The organism is Actinomadura sp. ATCC 39365 (assembly GCF_054392275.1).
Map to the genome: position 1 here is coordinate 10,202,767 of NZ_CP184335.1, position 19,027 is coordinate 10,221,793.

Sequence of the window (19,027 nt, forward strand, 5' to 3'; positions counted from 1 at the left end):
CGGCGCAGGTCGGCGGCGGGTCACCGCGCCGCCGACACGTCGACGGGCGCGCGCGGATCGGGATGCGCGCGCCCGGTGCGCGTCCGGCTATACCGGCGTGTGGGAGTGGCGGGTGAGCGCGTGCTCCACCAGCGTGATCAGGGTGGATTTCACCATGTCGCGCTGGCGGGCGTCGAGGCGGACGATCGGGATGTGACCGCCGACGGACAGGGCCTCGCGGATCTCGTCCTCCGCGTGGGCGAACTGGCCGTCCCAGCCGTTGATGCCGATCACGAAGGGCAGCTTGGCCTCTTCGAAGTAGTCGATGGCGGGGAAGCTGTCCGCGAGACGGCGCGTGTCCACCAGGACGACGGCGCCGATCGCGCCGCGCACGAGGTCGTCCCACATGAACCAGAACCGGTGCTGTCCGGGGGTGCCGAACAGGTAGAGGATCAGGTCGCGATCCAGCGACACACGTCCGAAGTCCATCGCCACGGTGGTGGTCGTCTTGTTCGGCGTGAGCGAGACGTCGTCGACGTGGGCCGAGGCGTCCGTCATGACCGCTTCCGTGGTGAGCGGCAGGATCTCCGAGACCGCTCCCACGAACGTCGTCTTCCCCACGCCGAAGCCCCCGGCCACGACGATCTTCGTCGAGGTCAGACCGGGGCTAGAGCCTGCGAAGTCCACTGAGCACCCTTTCGAGCAAGTTGAGGTCCGGCTTTCCCGCGTCCAGCGCAGGCTGGTGCACGCGGATCAGGCCCTCCGACGCCATGTCGGCGATCAGCACCCGGACCACACCAAGGGGCTGGCGTAAAAGGGCGGAGATCTCGGCAACCGACCGGACGTTCCGGGTCAGCTGAATGATCGCCTGATACTCCGGACTCAGTAGGGAAATGTCTTGGTATTCCGACGTCACGGAGGACACCAAAGCCTCCATGGCGAACTTCATCCGCGGCGCGGTGCGCCCCCGGTCACGGCATAAGGCCGTACCAGGGAGCTCGGCTTCTGCGGACGAGGGGCCGCCGGATGCGGCGGAGTGCTATCACCAGCCCAACCCTGACCTGACACCATGATCTCCTGTCACCGCCCGCTAGCGGGGGCGGGCCGCTTGCAGCTCAGCGCGTACGGCCGGGGTGAGCACCTGACCGGCCCGCTCGACCAGCAGCGTCATCTGGTACGCCACGAGGCCCATGTCACAGTCGGGAGCCGCCAGGACGGCCAGACAGGACCCGTCGCTGATGGACATGATCATCAACAGCCCGCGCTGCATCTCGATGACGGTCTGGGTCACCATGCCGCCCTCGAAGACCCGCGCGGCGCCCTGCGTCAAACTGATCACGCCCGAGGCGACCGCGGCGAGCTGGTCGGCCCGGTCCTTGGGGAAACCCTCCGAGAAGGCCAGCGGCAGGCCGTCGGACGACACCACGACGGTGTGCGCGACGCCCGGCACGTTGTTCACGAAGTCGGTGATCAGCCAGCTGATGCCACGCGCTCCCTGGCTCATCTCTCTCATTTGTCCTCCTCATTCTCTTCGCCGCGGGTGAACGCGCGGCCTTGCCGCACTCCCTGCTGGAAGCTGGAGAGCCTGCTGCGCAACCGCTCGGGCGAGATCTGCGGCGGCGGTGACGTGGGCTGCGGCTCGGCGAGACTGGCCGTACCGGGCACGAGGTTGGCCTTCGGCACCCGGCGCGGCAGGCCCGAGGACGTCGTGCCGGCCTGGGCGGGCTGCGCGGCGGCCTGGGCCGCCTGGAAACCGGAGTCGGCGGGCGAGGACCACGACGCGCCGGCGCCCGACTGGCCGGGCTTGCGCTGGGGCAGCCCGGACCGGCCCACCGCCGGGGCGGCGGGCGGCGCGGCCGCCGGAGGCTCGGCGGGCACGGCCGGGTGCACGGCGGTGATCTCGTGCTCGGGCTCCTGCTCCTGCTGGCGCAGCTGCTCGGGGTCGGGCCTGCGGAACCAGTCCGAGCCGACGGACGAGAAGATCGGCAGGAACTCCTCGCTCTGCTCCTCCAGGGGCGAGGTGCGCACCACGGGGAGCGGGCCGGTCAGGTCCTGGGAGGAGTAGTCGCCCTGGCCGAACGGGCCGTAGGCGCCCGGACGGCTCTGCTCGAACTGGTCGGCGGGCTTGGGCTCCTCCGCGCCGAACCCCGGAAGGTCGCCGAACGCCGCCCGGTAGGGCTCCTCGCCGAACGCCGAGGGGCCCGGCCGGTCGACCGACTCGAACAGGGACCGTCGCGGCGGCTCGTCGCCGAAGGCCGACTGGCCGAGCGAGGTGTCGCCGAAGGACGGCGAGCCGAAGGAGGACCAGCGGGGCTCCTCCGTCCCGCTCTGCGGCGGCTCGGTGGCGAAGGACGGCCAGCGGGGCTCGTCGTCCTGCAGCGGCGGCGGCTGCTCGGCGAAGGAGGGCCAGCGCTGCTCGCCCCACGGGGACTGGGCCTGCGGCTGCGGCTCGGGCTGGGCCGCGGGCGGCTCGTCGGCGAAGAAGGGCTTGGGCGCGTCGCCGAAGGACGGCTTCGGCTCCTCGCCGAAGAACGGCTTGGGCTCGTCGGCGAAGAACGGCTTCGGCTCCTCGCCGAAGGACGGCTTGGGCTCCTCGGCGAACGACGGCCAGCGCGGCTCGTCCCGGCCCGGCTCCTCGCCGAAGGATCCCCAGCGGGTCTCCTCCTGGGCCGACTCGTCGGCGAAGGACGGCCAGTTGCCGGTGCCCGGCGCGGGCAGCGAGCCCGGCCACTGCGTGTCCAGCACCCGGTCGGCCGCGTCCGGCGCGGAGACGGGGGCGCCGTTCTGGCTCGCCTCGGCAGGCGGCGGGGCGACGCCGAACTGGCTCGGGTCGAACGTGGTGAACGCCTCGTACTGGCTGCCGGGCTGCTGCGGCATGCCGGCGCCGCCGCTGATGAGCATGTCAGGCATCATCACCAGCGCGCTCAGGCCGCCGGTCTCCCGCATGCTGAGCTGGACGCGGATGCCGTGGCGCAGCGCCAGGCGGCCGACCACGAACAGGCCCATGCGGCGGGAGACGCCGACGTCCACGACGGGCGGGTTGGCCAGGCGCCAGTTGGCCTCGGCGAGCTCCTCGGGGCTCATGCCGATGCCCAGGTCGTTGATGGAGATCATGACGCCGCCGTCGGCGGCCACGCTGGAGACCTCGACCTTGCTCTCGCGCGGCGAGAAGGAGATCGCGTTCTCGATCAGCTCGGCAAGCAGGTGGACGGCGTCGGTGACGGCCGGGCCGACGATCAGCGTGCCGGACGGGATCTTGATCTGGACCCGCTCGTAGTTCTCGACCTCGGACAGCGAGGCGCGGGCGATGTCGACCAGCGGCACCGGCTCGCTCCACTTGCGCGCGGCCTCCTGGCCGGCGAGGACCAGGAGGTTCTCGCTGTTGCGGCGCATGCGGGTGGCCAGGTGGTCGAGGCGGAAGAGGTTCGCGAGCCGCTGCTCGTCCTCCTCGCCCTGCTCCAGGCCCTCGATGAGCTGGAGCTGCCGTTCGACCAGCGTCTGGCTGCGGCGGGAGAGGTTGACGAACATGGCGTTGACGTTGGCGCGCAGCTTGGCCTCGTCGCCGGCCAGCCGGAGCGCCTCGCGGTGGACCTCGTCGAAGGCCCGCGCCACTTCACCGATCTCGTCACGGGTGTTGACGCCGACCGAGGGCACTTCGGGCACCTGCGCGCCCTCGCCGGACTCGCGCAGGATGCGGACGGTCTCCGGCAGCCGGGTGGTGGCCACCTGGAGCGCCTCGGCGCGCAGCCGGCGCAGCGGGCGGACCAGCGAACCGGCCACCCGGGTGGTGATGATCAGGACGAGCAGCAGCAGGACGAGGATGGTCGCGCCGCTGATGATCGCGTTGCGCTGCTCGGTGTCGCTCAGCTCGCGGGCCCTGGTCACGATCTTGGTGGCCAGCGCGTCCTCGACCTTGCGCATGGTGTTGCCGGCCAGGGTGGTGCTGTCGTACCAGCGGCTCAGGTCGCGGGCGGAGGTGACGTCGAGGTCCCGGATCCGGTTGTACTCGCGGACCTGGGCCAGGGCGCGCTGCCGCATGGCGTCGGCGCGGTCGATGTCCGGGCCGCGCATGCCCTTCTGGTACGCCCGCAGGTCCGCCGGGGCGGCCTCCCGCTCGAAGGCGGTCAGCTCGGCCTGCTGGCGGCTCCACGAGCCGAGGAACTCCGACAGGTCGTCGTAGTCCAGCTCACGCTCAATGAGCGCGATCATGAGAATGGCCTGCTGCCTGGAGACTTCTTCCTTGACCCGCTGCAGCGAGCCGAGGGCGGCCACGTCACCCTGGAGGTCGTCGTCGTTCACGCCGTCGCCCAGGTCGCCCTGGATCGCGGAGAAGACGCCGATCATCGTGGTGTATGTGGTGATCGCGGCTCGCGGGGGCACGCCCTCGGCCACCATCGACGTGCGGAGGCTGTCGAGGCCGGTGAGCCACCGGCGCATGTTGTCCACACCGTCGCGGATACGGGCCGAGTGCGCGGCGTCGATGGCGTTCGCCGAGGCCAGCACCTTCTTCTTGGCCGCGTCGACGGCCGCCCGCTGGGTCTTGAGCTGGACGAACCGCCCCGCCTTCGACTGGTCGGTGACGTACCACGCGGTGAGCGTGCGCTCCTTGGCCAGCTCGTGGTTGAGCCCGCCGATGCGCTGCACCAGCTCGGCGACCTGGGTCAGCCGGCGGTACTCGGAGCTCGTCCCGATGGCGTTGGCGAGCTGCACGCCCGCGAGGAGCACGCCCACGATGGTGGGGATGAGGATCAGCGCGATCAACCTCGAGCGCACACGCCAGTTCCCCAGCCGGAACCTTCCGCCTGTGTACTCCCCTGACCTCGTGTGCCTGGGGTTTTCCGTCCTCACTGACTCTCGCTACCTCTCGCCGGTACGTGCTCGAAAGAAATCAGACACGCGTGTGGCGCATGGGATTCTGTCCGGCTGGGTAATTGGAACACAGTCCGTACCAGACGGCCAACCGTACATTTCCCACTAAATGCACCCAAAGCGACACTTTGGGCGTCATATCGCCGTACACGTTTTCAGGCGGGCCGGAACGAATCCCGCTCCACGGGTGCCGCGTGCTTGACCATCAGGTGACGTGTCACCGAATACTCCTGCACCGCCTCCTGGCTCATGTCCTTGCCGAACCCGCTGCCCTTCACGCCGCCGTGCGGAGCCTCGCTGGCGATCGGCAGATGATCGTTCACCCAGGTCACGCCCACGTCGAGCCGGTGGGACACGCGCATGGCCCGCGCGACGTCGCGCGACCACACCGACGAGGCGAGCCCGTATGGGGTGTCGTTGGCCAGCCGGACGGCCTCGTCCTCGCCGTCGAACGGCAGCGCCACAAGGACCGGTCCGAAAAGTTCGCCTTGGACGATCTCGCTGTCCTGTGCGACATCGGTCACAAGCGTCGGCGGGTAGTAGAACCCGGGCCCCTCGACGGGAGCGCCGCCGTGCACGATCCGTCCGCCCGAGCGCGACACGAAGCCGTGCACGCGCTCGCGGTGGGCGGCCGAGATCAGCGGGCCGATGTCCGTCGCCGGGTCCCAGGGGTCGCCCACGGTGATCCCGGCGAGAGTCGCCCGGATGGCCTCCACGGCGTCGTCGTAGATCTCGCGCGCGACGTAGACGCGGGTGGCCGCGGTGCAGTCCTGGCCGGTGTTGTACGTGGCGCCCATGGCCACGCCGCGGGCCATCTCGGCCAGGTCGGCGTCCTGGAAGACCAGGGCGGGCGCCTTGCCGCCGAGTTCGAGGTGCACCCGCTTGAGCGTGGCCGCCGCGCCGGTCATGACCGCCCGGCCGGTGCCGGTCGAGCCGGTGACGCTGACCATGTCCACGCCCGGGTCGGTGACCAGCGCCTGGCCCACCTCGGCGTCGCCGGTGACCGCCTGGACCAGCCCTTCGGGCGCGCCCGCCTCGGCGAACAGCTCGGCCAGGCGCAGCGTCGTGCGCGGCGTCTGCGGCGCCGGCTTGATGACCACGGCGTTCCCGGCGGCCACGGCCGGGCCGACCTTCCACACCGCCATGACGAACGGGAAGTTCCACGGCGCGATCGACCCCACCACCCCGACCGGACGGCGCAGCAGCACCGAGGTGTAACCGGCGCTGAACACCCCGGCGCCCGACCCTTCGAGCGAGCGGGCGGCGCCGGCGAAGAAGCGCAGGTTGTCGACGGCGAAGGGCAGCTCGCCGTCCCTGAACACGGCCGCCGGCTTGCCGGTCTCCTCCACCTCCAGCCGGGTCAGCTCCTCGGCGTCGGCCTCCACCAGGTCGGCCAGGCGCAGCAGCAGCCGCTGGCGCTCGGCGGGGGTGGTCTGCGCCCACTCCTCGAACGCGCCCCGGGCGGTCCGGACGGCCGCCGCCACGTCCGCCACCGGTGTGTCCGGGATCTCGGCGCACGGGAGGCCGGTGGCGGGGTTGATCAGTTCACGCATGGAAAGTCCTCGAAATCCCTACTGGCCGAGCTGTTCGATCAGGTCGGCGGCCTTGCGCAGGCCGTCGCGGCGGCGGATCTCCTCGCCCGCCGCGGCGAGCCTCGCGCGCATCTCGGTGTCGCCGAGCAGGCGCTCCACCGCGCCGGTCAGCTCCTCGTCGGTGAAGGTGTAGGTCGAAAGCCTGACACCGTAGCCCAGCTCATCCACCCGCTGGGCGTTGTCGTACTGGTCCCAGAACAGCGGCAGCACGATCATCGGCTTGCCGAAGTGCGCCGCCTCGGTGGTGGTGTTGTTGCCGCCGTGCGTGATGACCAGGTCGCACAGGGGGATGATCTTCGTCTGCGGCAGGAACTCGGCGCCGTACATGTTGTCGGCGAGCTTGATCTCCTCGTGCAGCGGGCCCTTGGAGACGATGTACTGGTGCCGCGTGCCGGCCAGGATGTCGATCACGCGCTGCATCAGCTCCACGTCGGAGGAGCCGAGCGAGCCGAGCGAGAAGTAGATCAGCGAGCCGTCGTTGCGCTCGAAGGGCAGCGTGAAGTCCTCGTCGGTCTCGCGCACCGAGGAGTCGAGCCGGTGCCAGCTCGGGCCGAGCGGGCGGGCGTCGGTGTAGTCGAGGATCTCGGGGAAGACGTAGAGGTTCAGGTCGCCCTCGTGGATGAAGTCCAGGTCGGGCAGCGGGGCGGTGCCCTGCTCGACGCACCACTCGTTGAAGGCGGTCCAGATCTCGCGGTGGGTGCGCTCGTACTCGGCGCGGAAGGCGGCCCAGTCGGAGCGGTCGCCCGCGGGCAGGCCGGAGAAGACCGGCGCGACGTTCTCGCCGCGCACCTCCAGCGGGTTGCAGGAGACGATCCGGACGAACTTCTTGCCCGCCGTGAGCAGCGCCGGGAACGTGATCACGTTGTCCTCGACGATCACGTCCGGGTTCACGCGCTCGATGATGGCCTTGAGCTGCGGCTCGCAGTACTTGGCGCCGTCGATGAGGGAGTCCCAGATGGGCTTGGTGACGGTGTCGAGCTGCTCCAGCGTGCTCTTGCGGTACTCCGGCGCGGTCTCGCGGATGAAGTCCTTCCAGAACTGGCCGGCGTCCTGCTCCTCGGCGTTCTCGGGCGGCGGGGCCAGGTCGACGAGGTCCTCCTCGAAACCGAGCGCTTCGAGCTTGCCCTTCCAGGACGACTCCGCGGCGAAGACGACGCGGTGCCCGCGACGGCGGAGAATGTCGCCGACGCCGATGCAGTTGTTCGTGGGGCCGTACGCGCTCTCTGGCATGAACAGGATGGTGAGGGACATCGTGAACTCCGGGGGAACTCGTCAAATTGAAGAGGAATTCAAATACTCATCTAGCGTGAAGCGCAAGTTAAGTGCACTATGGTCACGGCCGATCTGAATGGTGACCAAACGCACGGGGGGTGGTGGTCGTGGCCCAGCGCAAAAGCCGTAGTGACCGGCGCATCGACTTGATCGAGGCCGCGCGCCGGGCCATCATCCGCCACGGCATCGACGGTGTACAGCTCTCGCACGTCGCCGAGGAGGCCGGTCTGACCTCCGGAGCCGTGCTCTACCACTACCCCGACCTGGGCGAACTGCTGGTCGAGGCGCAGCACGCGGGCATGGAGCGGTTCTACGAGCTGCGCATGCGCCGCCTGGCCGACTTCACCGACCCGGTCGAGAAGCTGGTCGTCACGATCCGGTCGGGGTTGCCGACCGGGCCGCTCGACCCCGACGTCCGCCTGCTCAACGAGCTGGGCGGCGCCGCGGGCCGCAACCGGGTCTACGGCGTGCTGCTCACCTCGCTGTACGACCGCCAGGTGTCGATGTACCAGGCGATCCTGGACACCGGGGCCGCGCTCGGGGTCTTCCGGCTGACGGCAGACTCCGTGACCATCGCGCGCAACCTGGTGGCCCTGGAGGACGCCTACGGCTACCGCATCACCGCCAGGCACCCGCTGATCGGCCCCGACGAGGCGGCCGAGCTGATCCTGTCGTACGCGCGGGCGGCGACGGGCAACGACCTGGCTCATTGATCGACCGCCATGATGACGGCGTCCTGGGCCTCCCAGCGCACCTTCACCTTGGCGCCCGGCTGCACCGTGCTCGCCCCCTGCACCGCGGCGAGCACGGGCTTGGCCCGTCCCGGCACGTCCACCGAGATGTGCGAGACGCCGCCGTAGAAGCTCACGTCCAGGACGCTGCCCTTCAGGCCCCTCGCCGCGCTCTCGTCGGCCAGCTCGATCTTCTCGGGCCGCACCGCGAGCAGCGCCTTGGAGTCGGCGGCCAGGTCTTCGAGCGGCGTGCCGGCCAGCATGCCGAACTCCTCGCTCTTGATCCCGTCCAGGCCGGTGCAGACGCCCTCGAAGAGGTTGTTCGCCCCGACGAAGTCGGCCACGAACGGCGAGCGCGGGCGCTCGTACAGGGCCACGGGGGCGTCCACCTGGCGCACGCTGCCGCTGTCGAAGACCGCGATGCGGTCGGCCAGCGACATGGCCTCCTCCTGGTCGTGCGTGACGACCACGAAGGTGATGCCGACCTCGCTCTGCAGCCGCTTGAGCTCCAGCTGCATGTCCGCGCGGACCTTCTTGTCCAGGGCCGACAGCGGCTCGTCGAGCAGCAGCAGCCGCGGCCGCTTGACGATGGAACGGGCCAGCGCGACCCGCTGCCGCTGGCCGCCGGACAGCTGCGCGGGCTTGCGGGAGGCGTGCGCCGACAGGCCCACGGTCTCCAGCACCTCGCCGACCCGCTGCTTGATCTCCTGCCGGGGCAGCTTCTCCCGCTCCAGGCCGTAGGCCACGTTCTTGGCCACGGTCATGTGCGGGAACAGCGCGTACGACTGGAACATGAGGCTGATCGGCCGCCGGTTGGGCTGCTTGGACAGCAGGTCCTCGCCGTCGAGCGTGACCGTGCCGGCGTCCGGCGACTCGAACCCGGCGATGATGCGCAGCAGCGTGGTCTTGCCGCAGCCGGAGGGCCCGAGCAGGGCGAAGAACTCGCCCTGCTTGATCTCCAGCGAGACGCCGTCGAGCGCGGTGACGTCACCGAACCTGCGGGTGACCCCGTCAATCCTGAGCACGTGATTTCCCGATCTTGGTCATCCGCTGCCCGGCGATCACCGCCGTGAAGCTCACGAGGAGCAGGATCGCGGCCAGCGCGTTGATCTTCGGGGTCACCCCGAAACGAACCATTGAGTAGATGACGATCGGCAGCGTCGGCTCGGCGTTGCCGATCGTGAAGAAGGCGATCACGAACTCGTCCAGCGACAGCGTGAACGCCAGCAGCGCCCCGGCGACGATCCCGGGCACCAGCTGCGGCAGCGTGACCTTCATGAACGTGACCACCGGCCCGGCCCCCAGGTCGCGCGAGGCCTCCTCCAGCGAGGTGTCGGCGTTGGTGAGCCGGGTGCGCACCACCGCCGCGACGAACGCCATCGAGAACACGGCGTGCGCGATGGTCACCGTGGGCAGGCCGAGCGCGAACTGGGCGTCCCACTGGGCCAGGAAGGTGTTGATCAGGGCGTACAGGACCAGCAGCCCGATCCCGAGCACCAGGTCGGGCAGCACGGCCGGCATGAGCGAGATCGCGTCGAGGAGCTTCGACTTGGTGTACCGGGCCAGGCCGACGGCCAGCAGCGTGCCCAGCACGGTGGCGATCGCCGTCGAGCCGAGGGCCACGATCAGCGTGTTGACCAGGCCCTCCCGGATCTTCTCGTCGGCGGCCAGCTCGCCGTACCACTTGAGGCTGAAGCCCTCGTAGGTGTAGGCCGACTTGCCGGAGTTGAAGGACATGACGACCAGGACGATGATCGGCACGTACAGGAAGGCGTAGGTCGCCCAGAAGGGCACGTACAGCAGCTTGGGTCTACGCACGGCGGGCCGCCCACGCCTGCACCAGCAGCAGCAGGATCAGCACCGCGATCAGCGCCAGCACCAGCGCCGAGCCGAACGGCCAGTCGCGCGCGACCAGGAACTGGTTGCGGATCAGGTTCCCCACCATGATGGACTTGTTGCCGCCGAGCATCTCGGGGATGACGAAGTTGCCGAAGCTCGGCACGAACACGAACATCGCCCCGGTCAGCGCGCCGGGCAGGGTGAGCGGCAGCGTCACCTTCCGGAACGTGGTGAACGCCGAGGCCCCGAGGTTCGCCGACGCCTCGCGCAGCTGCGGGTCGAGCTTCTCGATCGAGGAGTACAACGGCAGCACCATGAGCGGCAGGTACGAGTAGAGCAGCCCGGTGACGATCGCGCCCTGGGTGTACAGCAGCTCCATCTCCTTGCCCAGCAGGTTGCTGAGCAGTCCCTGGCTGCTGAGCATGATGATCCACGCGTAGACGCGGATGATGAAGTTCGTCCAGAAGGGCAGCACGATCGCCACCAGGGCGATCGTCTTCCACTTCGACGGGAGCTGGGCGATCAGGTACGCCGTCGGGTAGCCGAGCAGCAACGCGATCAGCGTGGCGATCGTCGCCATCTTCAGCGAGTCGCCGACGACGTTCAGGTAGAGGGAGTCGAACAGGCGCTGGAAGTTCTCCAGCGTGAACTCGTAGACGATGCCCCCGAAGCGCCCCCGCTGGAAGACGGTGTAGCTGAGCACCAGCGCCAGCGGCACGAGGAGGAGCACGACCAGGTACGTCAGACCTGGCGACAGGAAAACGAACGCGCCCAGCCGGCGACCCCGCGTACGGGACACCGGCCGGGCCTTGACCTCGGATCTCACTGCACCAACGACTATCCGGCCGTGACTTCCTGCGACAGGCGGCTGAACTTGGTCGACGCCTGTCCCAGGTCGATGATCGACTCACCGTTGAGCAGTTCCGCCGGCTTGATGTCCAGCAGCGAGCCCTTGGGGATGGTCACCTTGTCCATGGCGGCCTTGTTGGGGACCTTGTAGTTGATGTTCTCGGCCGCCCAGCGGTGGATCTCCGGGTCGAGGATCATGTTGATGAAGGCGTGGGCCGCCTCCTTGTTCTTGGAGGACTTCATGATCACCATGGTGTCCACCCAGAGGTCGCTGCCCTCCTTCGGCACCACGAACTTGATGTTCTGCTTCTCGTCCGTGGTCGGGCACCAGCCGTCCCACGCCTCGACCATGATGGCCTCGCCGGACTTCAGCCGGTCGCCGAAGGTGGTGTCGTCGTAGCGCAGCAGGTGCGGCTTCTGCGAGACCAGGAGCTCCTTGGCCTTGGCGATCTCCTCGTCCTTCTCGGTGTTGACCGAGTAACCGAGCGCCTTGAGCGCGGGCAGGACCAGCCAGCGCTCGGTGGTCATCATGGTGACCTTCTTCTCGGCCCAGGAGGCGGGCTTGAGGATGTCGTTCCAGCTGGTCGGCGGCGTCTTCACCAGGTCGCTGCGATAGCAGATGCCGGTGGTGCCCCAGGTGTAGGGCACCGAGTACTTGTTGCCCTTGTCGTAGGAGAGCTGAGTGGCCTCGGGGTAGAGATTGGCCAGGTTGGGGATCAGCTCGGCGTGGATGGGCTCCAGCAGGCCCTGGGCGTTGAGCGCCTGGGCGTACTGGCCGGACACGAACGCCACGTCGATGCCGCTGTCGCCGGAGGCGGTCAGCTTGGCCATCGCCAGCTCGTTGGTGTCGTGGTTGGTGATCCCCATCTCCTTGACCTTGAGCTGCTGCTTGACCTTCTCGGGCAGCTCCTCCGGGGTGTAACCCGGCCAGACGGTCACCTGGAGCGACTGCTTGGTCAGGTCGGCGTTGGGCTGGAGCTGTTCGGCCTTTGCCGCGGTCGTGCCGTCTGAGCTGCTCGACGACCCACCGCCGCACGCCGCGACGGCTAGCGCGAGGCCGGCCACCGCCACGGCGGCCGGAAGACGACGGGTGAACCGGTTACGGGACACGGCCGCTACTCCTTCTGGTGCTGAGGATTGAGGGGTCGCGCGACCTTACTGGACACGGCAGACCAGAGCAGGAGTGTTGCAGCAGAAATCAACATGAGCAAGACTTTTCCCGACATTGCTACCAGGAAGTTTGATCAGAGTGTTGAATCGAGATTCAATAACGGAGTCGCCTCATCCCGGTCCGTGAGGGACCTCTCACCTCGCGTACGGACCGCCTTTGGGCCGCGCTCTTCGCGCCATCTCTCCCAGCCGTAATCTATCGGCTCGGGAGCGCGCAATCCCTGGCGGGTGCTCAGCGAACGGGCGAACGATCCGGATCAGCCCAGAGCGGGTCATCGGTCGCGGTGACACCGCGCGGACCGTGCTCGCGCACGGAGACAGGGGCGGCCCGGAGCGAGCACCGGGGGCGGGACCGTACCCTCCTGACCGGCGCAGGCGCTTTTCCCCTAATGCGATGACGGGCCCCGAAGAGGGCGAAGTTGCAGCGGTAATCAACATGAGCGAGACTTCCTTCCACACGTCGATCGGGAACCATGGTCAATCTGTTGAACTGGGATTCAATTGCGCCCCGGCTCGCCGCCCTCGCGGCGGAGCCCGTCTCCGACCGGGATCACGGCCTGTCCACGAGCCTGCTGCGGGCGCTGGCGCACGACCCGCCGCACCCGTTCGCCGTCCGCCGGTTCCATGACCTTCCCGTCCTCGCGGCGACGGCCGCCGAGCGCGGGTTCGGGCCGCACGTCGACCAGACCAACCACTCGGTCGTGGTGGACGAGCGGATGGTGGTGAAGTGGCTGGCCCCGCCGGTCCCGCTCCCCCACCCGACGCCCGAGATCTTCGCCCACCTCGTCGAGGTCGGCTTCACCGGCACCGCGCCCCCGTACCTGGCCCTGACCCGCGCGTCGGACACCGGCGAGGAGCTGCTCGCGCTGGTGACGGGCTACCTGCCCGAGGCGCGCGACGGCTGGGAGTGGTGCGTGGACGAGGCCGAGTCGGGCGGCACGGAGTTCGCCGGCGAGCTCGGCCGGCTGGCCGCCGACCTGCACGTCGCGCTGTCCACGCTGCCCGGCGGCTCGTCCGCGCGGCAGGCCGACCCGGCGGCGCGGGCCGCGGACGCGCTGGCCGAGGCGCTGGCCCTCACCGGCGGCGAGGACGGCGAGTGGCTGGCCGCGCGGGCCGGCGTCCTGGCCGGCGAGCTGGAGCCGCTGCGCGCGGGCTTCGCGGGCCCGGTGATCAGGATCCACGGCGACCTGCACGTGGGCCAGGTCCTGCGGTGGCGCGACGGGTACGCCGTGATCGACTTCGACGGCAACCCGACCGTGGCCGACACCGTCGTGCGCCAGCCGGCCGCCAGGGACGTCGCCCAGCTCACCACGAGCCTGGAGCACGTGGCCCAGGTCGCCGTCAAGCGCCGGGGCACCCCGCCCGCCCACGCCGCGGCCTGGGCGGCGCGGGCCCGCACCGGCCTGCTGGACGCCTACCGCGGCCGCCTGTCCGGCCTCGGCCGCTCCGACCTGCTGGACGAGACCCTGATCCGCCCGTTCGAGGTCGAGCAGGAGTGCCGCGAGCTGATCTACGCCGCCCGCCACCTGCCCCGCTGGCGCTACGCCCCCATGGGCGTGCTGCGCACCTGGTACCCCGAGGAGAATCTGCCGTGAATCCCGAGCTCTACCTGGCCGACCTGGAGGCCAAGCCCGCCGCCCTGGCCGCCCTCGCCGACGGGCTGCGCGCCGCCGATCCCTTCGCCGGGCTGCCCGAGGGCGTGCGCCGGGTGCTGTTCCTCGGCATGGGCAGCTCCCGGTACGCCGCCGGGGTGGCGGCCCTGCGCCTGCGCGCGGCCGGCGTGGACGCCTACGCCGACTACGCCTCGGCCGCGGCGACCTACCCGGCCGGGCCGGACACGCTGGTCGTGCCGATCTCGGCCACCGGCGGCAGCCGCGAGACCCTCGACGCCCTCGCCCGCTACGCCGGGGGCCCGTCGTACGTGGCCGCGATCACCAACGTGCCCGGCTCGCCCGTCACCGAGGCGGCCGACCTGGTCGTCCCCATGGGCGCGGGCGAGGAGCGCGGCGGCGTGGCCTGCCGGACGTTCCAGCACACGCTGGCGCTGCTGCTGGCGCTCGAAGCCCGGCTCACCGGCGCGGGAGGCGACCTGCCCGCGCTGCTCACCCGGGCCGCCGAGGCCACCCGCGACCTCCTGGACCGCCGGGACGAATGGCTCCCGCTGACCATGGAGCTCCTGGACGGGCCCGACGGCGTCCACACGATCGCCCCCGTCGAGCGGCTGTCGTCGGCCGAGCAGTCGGCGCTGATGTTCCGCGAGGGCCCGCGCCGCGCGGCCGACGCCTGCGAGGCGGGCGACTGGTCGCACGTGGACGTCTACCTCACCAAGACCCTCGACTACCGGGCGCTGCTCTTCCCCGGCTCCCGCTACGACGAGCAGGCCATGGACTGGGTGCGCGAGCGCGGCTCCACGGTGATCTCCGTGGGCGGCGAGGTGAAGGACGCCGCGGCGGCGATCCGCTACGCGCACGACGACGACCCCGACGTGGCGCTGCTCACCGAGACGCTGGTGGCCGAGCTGGTGGCCGCGTACTGGTGGAACGCTCAGTAGGGGCGGGCGCCGATCACGTGCTCGACCAGGGTGATCAGGGTGTTCTTGACCGACTGGCGGGCACGCGCGTCCGTGCGCACGATGGGCACCTGCGGTGAGAGCGTGAGCGCCTCGCGCACCTCGCTCTCCATGTGCGGGAACCGTCCGTCCCAGCCGTTCAGGCCGACGACGAACGGCAGCCCGGCCTCCTCGAAGTAGTCGACGGCGGGGAAGCTGTCGGCCAGGCGGCGGGTGTCGACCAGGACGACCGCGCCGATGGCGCCGCGCACCAGGTCGTCCCACATGAACCAGAACCGGTGCTGGCCCGGCGTGCCGAAGAGATAGAGGATCAGGTCGCGTTCGAGGGAGACGCGGCCGAAGTCCATCGCGACCGTGGTGGTGGACTTGCCCGGGGTGTGCGCGAGGTCGTCGATGCCGGCCGAGGCGTCCGTCATCACCGCCTCGGTCGTCAGCGGCACGATCTCCGACACCGCGCCGACGAACGTGGTCTTCCCCACGCCGAACCCGCCCGCCACGACGATCTTCGTTGAGGTGAGCGCTGGGCTAGAGCCGGCGAAGTCCACTCAGGACCCTTTCGAGCAGCCTGCGGTCCGGCAGCCCGGCCTCCAGCTGCGGCTGGTAGACCTTGACCAGCCCGTCGGCCTCCATGTCGGCGACCAGCACCCGCGCGACGCCGAGCGGCACGGCCAGCAGCGCGGAGATCTCGGCCACCGAGCGCACCTGGCGGCACAGCTCGCTGATCGCGCGGTACTCGCGGGTATAGGTCATGCCGAGCCGGGCCGAGGTCGCCGACGAGACCAGCGCCTCCATGGCCAGGCCGGTGCGCGGCGCCGTCCTGCCGCCGGTGACGGCGTACATGCGCACCAGCGAGCTGCGCTGGGGCTCCGGCTCCCCGTCATGCCACGATGCCAACGTCCACTCCCATCACCAGGGGCGCGCGGATGACAACTCCGCCCGTACGGCAGGGGTCAGCACCTGCCCCGTGCGTTCCACCAGAATCGTCATCTGGTACGCCACCAGGCCCATGTCACAGTCCGGCGCGGCCAGCACCGCCAGACACGAACCGTCGCTGATCGACATCACCAGCATCAGCCCGCGTTCCATCTCCACCAGGGTCTGCGTGACGCCGCCGCCCTCGAAGACCCGCGCCGACCCCTGCGTGAGGCTGACCAGCCCGGCCGCGATGGCGGCGAGCTGGTCGGCGCGGTCCTTGGGGAAGCCGCGGGAGAAGGCCATCGGCAGGCCGTCGGCGGAGACGACCACGGCGTGGGCCACGCCGGGCACCTCCTCGACGAACGCGCTCACCAGCCAGTTGATGTCCCTGGCCCCCTGGCTCAGTTCCTTCATCAGTCCTCCTCTAGCTCGGCTCGGCCCTTGCGCACGCCCTGCTGGTAGCTGGCCAGCCGGCTGCGCAGCCGGTCGGGGGACGGCGGCGGAACCGGCGCGGGCGGCGGCTGGGGAACCGCGGTACCCGGCACCAGATTCGCTCGCGGCGTGCGCTTGGGCAGGCCGGAGTTCGTGGTGCCGCCTCTGGCGGGCTCGGCGGTCGTGTTCGCCGCCTGCCAGCCCTGGTCGGCGGGCGATGACCAGGCCGGGTCCCGCCGGTCGGCGGTCGGCGCGGCCTTGCTGAACCAGCTGCTCTCCTCGACCGAGGCGAAGATCGGCAGGAACTCGTTCCCGGCCGCCGGCTCGGCCCCGGCCGGCTCGGGCCCCGTGGCGAACGACGGGTACGACGCGCCGGACGCGGACGGCTGCGGCTGCGGCTGCTCGACCGACTGCGAGGAGGACGAGGTGAACCAGGACGACTCGGACGCGGACGGCATGGGGTCGAACGACGGGTGCCCGTAGGCGGGCATCGGTGCCGTGGGCGGCGCGTACGGCTCGGCGCCCTGGAAGGGCTCGGCGCTGTGGAAGGGCTCGGCGCTCTGGAAGGTGTCGGCACTTCGGAAGGGCTCGGCGCTTCGGAAGGGCTCGGCGTTCGGGAAGGACTCGGCGCGGGCCTGGTCCGGGCGGCCCATGGCGGTCATGGCCGGGGTGTGCGCGGCCGCGGCCATCGAGCCGTGCAGGTGCCCGGCCATCGAGCCGGGGACGGCGGCGAGCAGCATCTCCGGGATCAGCACCATCGCGGTCAGCCCGCCGATGTCCTGGCGGCGGAGCTGCACCTTGATGCTGTGCCGCAGCGCGAGCCGCCCGACCACGAACAGGCCCATCCGCCGCGACACGGACACGTCCACGACCGGCGGGTTGGCCAGCCGCCAGTTGGCCTCGGCCAGCTCCTCGGGGGTCATGCCGATGCCGTTGTCGGTCACCGAGACCATCAGCCCGCCGCCGTCGATGCGGCTGCTGGAGATGATCACCTTGGTGTCCTTGGAGGAGAACGAGACCGAGTTCTCGACCAGCTCGGCCAGCAGGTGCACCACGTCGGTGACGGCCTGCCCGGCGATGGCGACGTCCGACTGCGCCTGGACGCTGACCCGGTCGTAGCTCTCGACCTCGCCGAGCGCCGCGCGCACGATGTCCATGAGCTCGACCGGCTCGCTCCACTTGCGCGCGGCCTCCTGACCGGCCAGCACCAGCAGGTTCTCGCTGTTGCGGCGCATGCGGGTGGCCAGGTGGTCGAGCTTGAACAGGTCGCCGAGGCGCTCGTCGTCGCGCTCGCCGCGCTCCAGGCGCTCGATCAGGGTGAGCTGCCGTTCGACCAGGGTCTGGCTGCGCCGCGACAGGTTCACGAACATGGCGTTGACGTTGGAGCGCAGCCGCGCCTCGTCGCCGGCCAGCCGGACGGCCTCGCGGTGCACCTCGTCGAAGGCGCGGGCGACCTCGCCGACCTCGTCCTTGGAGAAGATGCCGATGGGCGGCACCTCGGCGTCGACCGCGCCGTCGCGCGACTCGCGCAGGTGCTGGACGAAGTCCGGCAGGCGGCGCCCGGCGATCTCCAGCGCCTCGCCGCGCAGCCTGCGCAGCGGCCGGACCAGCGACCGGGCCACGCCGGTGGTGATCAGCAGGACGGCGACGAGCAGCGCGAGCACCGCACCCGCGATGACCAGCGCCCGCCGCTGCTCCTCGGCGCTGAGCGTGCCGCTGCGCGCCACGATCCCGGCGGCCTGGCGCTGCTCGACCTTGCGCATGGAGTCCACGACGACGTTGGAGGCGTCGAACCACTCCTTGGCGTCGTCGCGCTTGGCCAGGTCCAGCCCGCGCAGCGGCAGCGAGGCCGAGGCCCTGATGAGCACCAGCTCGCGCAGGAACAACATGCGGTCGGCGCTGCGGCCGTTGACGGTCTCGTCGAAGAAGCGGCGCTCGTCGGCGGTGGCCTCGGAAGCGAAACCCCTGCGGTCGGCGGTCTCGGCGGACAGCTCACCGAGGAAACGTTTGAGCTGGTCCTGGCCGAAGGTGCCCTCGACGAGGACGGTGGTGAGCAGCGCCTGCTGGTAGGAGACGCTCTCCTTCGCCCTGGCCAGGCCGTCCAGCATGCGGGTCTGGCGGAACAGCTCGTCGTCGGAGCTGCCCTTGATCAGTTCGGTGTGGATGGAGAGAAGTTCGCCGATCACCGTGGTGTAGAGGTCGACCGCGGGGCCGGGCAGCAGGTCGGCGTCCATCGCCTGCTCGCGCAGCGAGGTCAGGTCGTCCAGGCGGCTGAGCATGTTCTCGATCTGGTCGGCGGTACGGCCCTCGACGTCGGCCAGGATCTGCTGGGCGGTGCCGCGTACCTCCCTGATGGCGACGTCCACCTGGTCCATCTGGGACCGGACGCCGCCGAGCCCGTTCATGGGCCGGTTCCTGGCGATGTACCAGGCGGTCTTGGCCCGCTCACCGGCGAGCTGGTGGGTCAGGTCGCCCACCTGCTCCGACAGCACGGCTAATCGGTTCGTCCGGTCGTAGTCGGCGGCGGCGCCCGTCGAGGACAGCACCTGGACGCCGCCCAGCAGCACGGCGGCGGCGGTCGGCACCAGGATGAGGGCGACCAGGCGCGCACGTACGCGCCAATTGCGCAGGCGCCAGTTGCCTTCGACGGCCTGTCGCTCGCCCAGCTGTGTTGTCACCGAACGCACCTCGCCCGAATCGGCGTATTTGTCAGGGCTGTGGCCCTTGAGAGAAATCAGCAAGTGCGGGTAATTGGAACACATCCTAAGCGGAGGTGGCCACCCGCACATATCGGTGCGAAATTCAACTTC

Annotated in this window: 16 protein-coding genes and 1 pseudogene; 3 read left to right on the plus strand and 14 right to left on the minus strand. The window is 70.3% G+C overall.

Annotated features, from left to right (window positions below):
* Nucleotides 1–87: 87 nt before the first annotated feature.
* The 6 genes and pseudogenes from ACNF49_RS48695 to ACNF49_RS48720 form a co-directional block, all read right to left on the minus strand.
* Entirely contained in the window at nucleotides 88–639 is a 552-nt protein-coding gene (locus tag ACNF49_RS48695; protein WP_357971218.1) for a GTP-binding protein, read from the minus strand.
* A 7-nt stretch (nucleotides 640–646) separates the two neighbouring features.
* Nucleotides 647–1,050 (minus strand): annotated as a pseudogene (locus ACNF49_RS48700) (DUF742 domain-containing protein).
* 19 nt (nucleotides 1,051–1,069) lie between these two features.
* Nucleotides 1,070–1,492 (minus strand): roadblock/LC7 domain-containing protein, encoded by a 423-nt coding sequence (locus tag ACNF49_RS48705; protein WP_090935862.1) that lies wholly within the window; start codon nucleotides 1,490–1,492, stop codon nucleotides 1,070–1,072.
* Nucleotides 1,489–4,752, minus strand: a complete 3,264-nt coding sequence (locus tag ACNF49_RS48710) for a sensor histidine kinase (RefSeq protein WP_482941951.1) — start codon at nucleotides 4,750–4,752, stop codon at nucleotides 1,489–1,491. Before ACNF49_RS48710 ends, ACNF49_RS48705 begins: the two co-directional genes overlap by 4 nt.
* A gap of 251 nt (nucleotides 4,753–5,003) precedes the next feature.
* A complete protein-coding gene (locus ACNF49_RS48715; RefSeq protein WP_357971189.1) occupies nucleotides 5,004–6,401 on the minus strand; it encodes an aminobutyraldehyde dehydrogenase in 1,398 nt (465 codons plus the stop codon).
* A gap of 18 nt (nucleotides 6,402–6,419) precedes the next feature.
* The gene (locus tag ACNF49_RS48720) at nucleotides 6,420–7,670 is read right to left on the minus strand and encodes a glycosyltransferase (RefSeq protein WP_357971188.1); all 1,251 of its coding nucleotides are present in this window, start codon (nucleotides 7,668–7,670) and stop codon (nucleotides 6,420–6,422) included.
* Nucleotides 7,671–7,819: 149 nt separating this feature from the next.
* Here ACNF49_RS48720 and ACNF49_RS48725 point away from each other — a divergent pair, with 149 nt between their 5' ends.
* The gene (locus ACNF49_RS48725; RefSeq protein WP_352321451.1) at nucleotides 7,820–8,425 is read left to right on the plus strand and encodes a TetR/AcrR family transcriptional regulator; all 606 of its coding nucleotides are present in this window, start codon (nucleotides 7,820–7,822) and stop codon (nucleotides 8,423–8,425) included.
* Here the strand turns inward: ACNF49_RS48725 and ACNF49_RS48730 are convergent.
* The 4 genes from ACNF49_RS48730 to ACNF49_RS48745 are packed head-to-tail and all read right to left on the minus strand — an operon-like array spanning nucleotide 8,419 to nucleotide 12,241.
* A complete protein-coding gene (locus ACNF49_RS48730) occupies nucleotides 8,419–9,468 on the minus strand; it encodes an ABC transporter ATP-binding protein (protein WP_482941952.1) in 1,050 nt (349 codons plus the stop codon). The genes ACNF49_RS48725 and ACNF49_RS48730 overlap by 7 nt on opposite strands.
* A complete protein-coding gene (locus ACNF49_RS48735) occupies nucleotides 9,455–10,261 on the minus strand; it encodes an ABC transporter permease (protein WP_357971186.1) in 807 nt (268 codons plus the stop codon). Before ACNF49_RS48735 ends, ACNF49_RS48730 begins: the two co-directional genes overlap by 14 nt.
* On the minus strand, nucleotides 10,254–11,108 hold the full coding sequence (locus tag ACNF49_RS48740; RefSeq protein ID WP_482941953.1) for an ABC transporter permease: 855 nt from the start codon (nucleotides 11,106–11,108) through the stop codon (nucleotides 10,254–10,256). Before ACNF49_RS48740 ends, ACNF49_RS48735 begins: the two co-directional genes overlap by 8 nt.
* Before the next feature lie 11 nt (nucleotides 11,109–11,119).
* Complete coding sequence (locus ACNF49_RS48745) at nucleotides 11,120–12,241, minus strand: polyamine ABC transporter substrate-binding protein (protein ID WP_357971184.1); 1,122 nt, start codon at nucleotides 12,239–12,241, stop codon at nucleotides 11,120–11,122.
* Nucleotides 12,242–12,786: 545 nt separating this feature from the next.
* On the opposite strand from ACNF49_RS48745, the gene ACNF49_RS48750 reads away from it, so the two are divergent.
* Both ACNF49_RS48750 and ACNF49_RS48755 read left to right on the plus strand, forming a co-directional pair.
* Nucleotides 12,787–13,896 carry a hypothetical protein gene (locus tag ACNF49_RS48750; protein ID WP_482941954.1) on the plus strand — a complete coding sequence of 370 codons (1,110 nt, stop codon included), beginning with the start codon at nucleotides 12,787–12,789 and terminating at the stop codon, nucleotides 13,894–13,896.
* Nucleotides 13,893–14,852: an SIS domain-containing protein gene (locus ACNF49_RS48755; protein WP_357971182.1), complete on the plus strand. Its 960-nt coding sequence runs from the start codon at nucleotides 13,893–13,895 to the stop codon at nucleotides 14,850–14,852. Before ACNF49_RS48750 ends, ACNF49_RS48755 begins: the two co-directional genes overlap by 4 nt.
* On the opposite strand, the gene ACNF49_RS48760 is transcribed toward ACNF49_RS48755, so the two are convergent.
* From ACNF49_RS48760 to ACNF49_RS48775, 4 genes are all read right to left on the minus strand, one after another.
* Nucleotides 14,846–15,415, minus strand: a complete 570-nt coding sequence (locus tag ACNF49_RS48760; protein ID WP_357971181.1) for a GTP-binding protein — start codon at nucleotides 15,413–15,415, stop codon at nucleotides 14,846–14,848. The two genes, ACNF49_RS48755 and ACNF49_RS48760, sit on opposite strands and share 7 nt — an antisense overlap.
* Nucleotides 15,396–15,710 (minus strand): DUF742 domain-containing protein, encoded by a 315-nt coding sequence (locus ACNF49_RS48765; protein WP_229824241.1) that lies wholly within the window; start codon nucleotides 15,708–15,710, stop codon nucleotides 15,396–15,398. Before ACNF49_RS48765 ends, ACNF49_RS48760 begins: the two co-directional genes overlap by 20 nt.
* Nucleotides 15,711–15,776: 66 nt before the next feature.
* Complete coding sequence (locus ACNF49_RS48770) at nucleotides 15,777–16,199, minus strand: roadblock/LC7 domain-containing protein (RefSeq protein ID WP_357971180.1); 423 nt, start codon at nucleotides 16,197–16,199, stop codon at nucleotides 15,777–15,779.
* Complete coding sequence (locus ACNF49_RS48775) at nucleotides 16,199–18,895, minus strand: sensor histidine kinase (RefSeq protein ID WP_482941955.1); 2,697 nt, start codon at nucleotides 18,893–18,895, stop codon at nucleotides 16,199–16,201. Before ACNF49_RS48775 ends, ACNF49_RS48770 begins: the two co-directional genes overlap by 1 nt.
* Nucleotides 18,896–19,027 lie beyond the last annotated feature (132 nt).

Bases quoted from the DNA above. Each gene is read 5' to 3' on its own strand.
- ACNF49_RS48765 (WP_229824241.1), bottom strand. From the start codon at position 15,710: ATGTACGCCGTCACCGGCGGCAGGACGGCGCCGCGCACCGGCCTGGCC.
- ACNF49_RS48720 (WP_357971188.1), bottom strand. From the start codon at position 7,670: ATGCCAGAGAGCGCGTACGGCCCCACGAACAACTGCATCGGCGTCGGC.
- ACNF49_RS48770 (WP_357971180.1), bottom strand. From the start codon at position 16,199: ATGAAGGAACTGAGCCAGGGGGCCAGGGACATCAACTGGCTGGTGAGC.
- ACNF49_RS48715 (WP_357971189.1), bottom strand. From the start codon at position 6,401: ATGCGTGAACTGATCAACCCCGCCACCGGCCTCCCGTGCGCCGAGATC.
- ACNF49_RS48705 (WP_090935862.1), bottom strand. From the start codon at position 1,492: ATGAGAGAGATGAGCCAGGGAGCGCGTGGCATCAGCTGGCTGATCACC.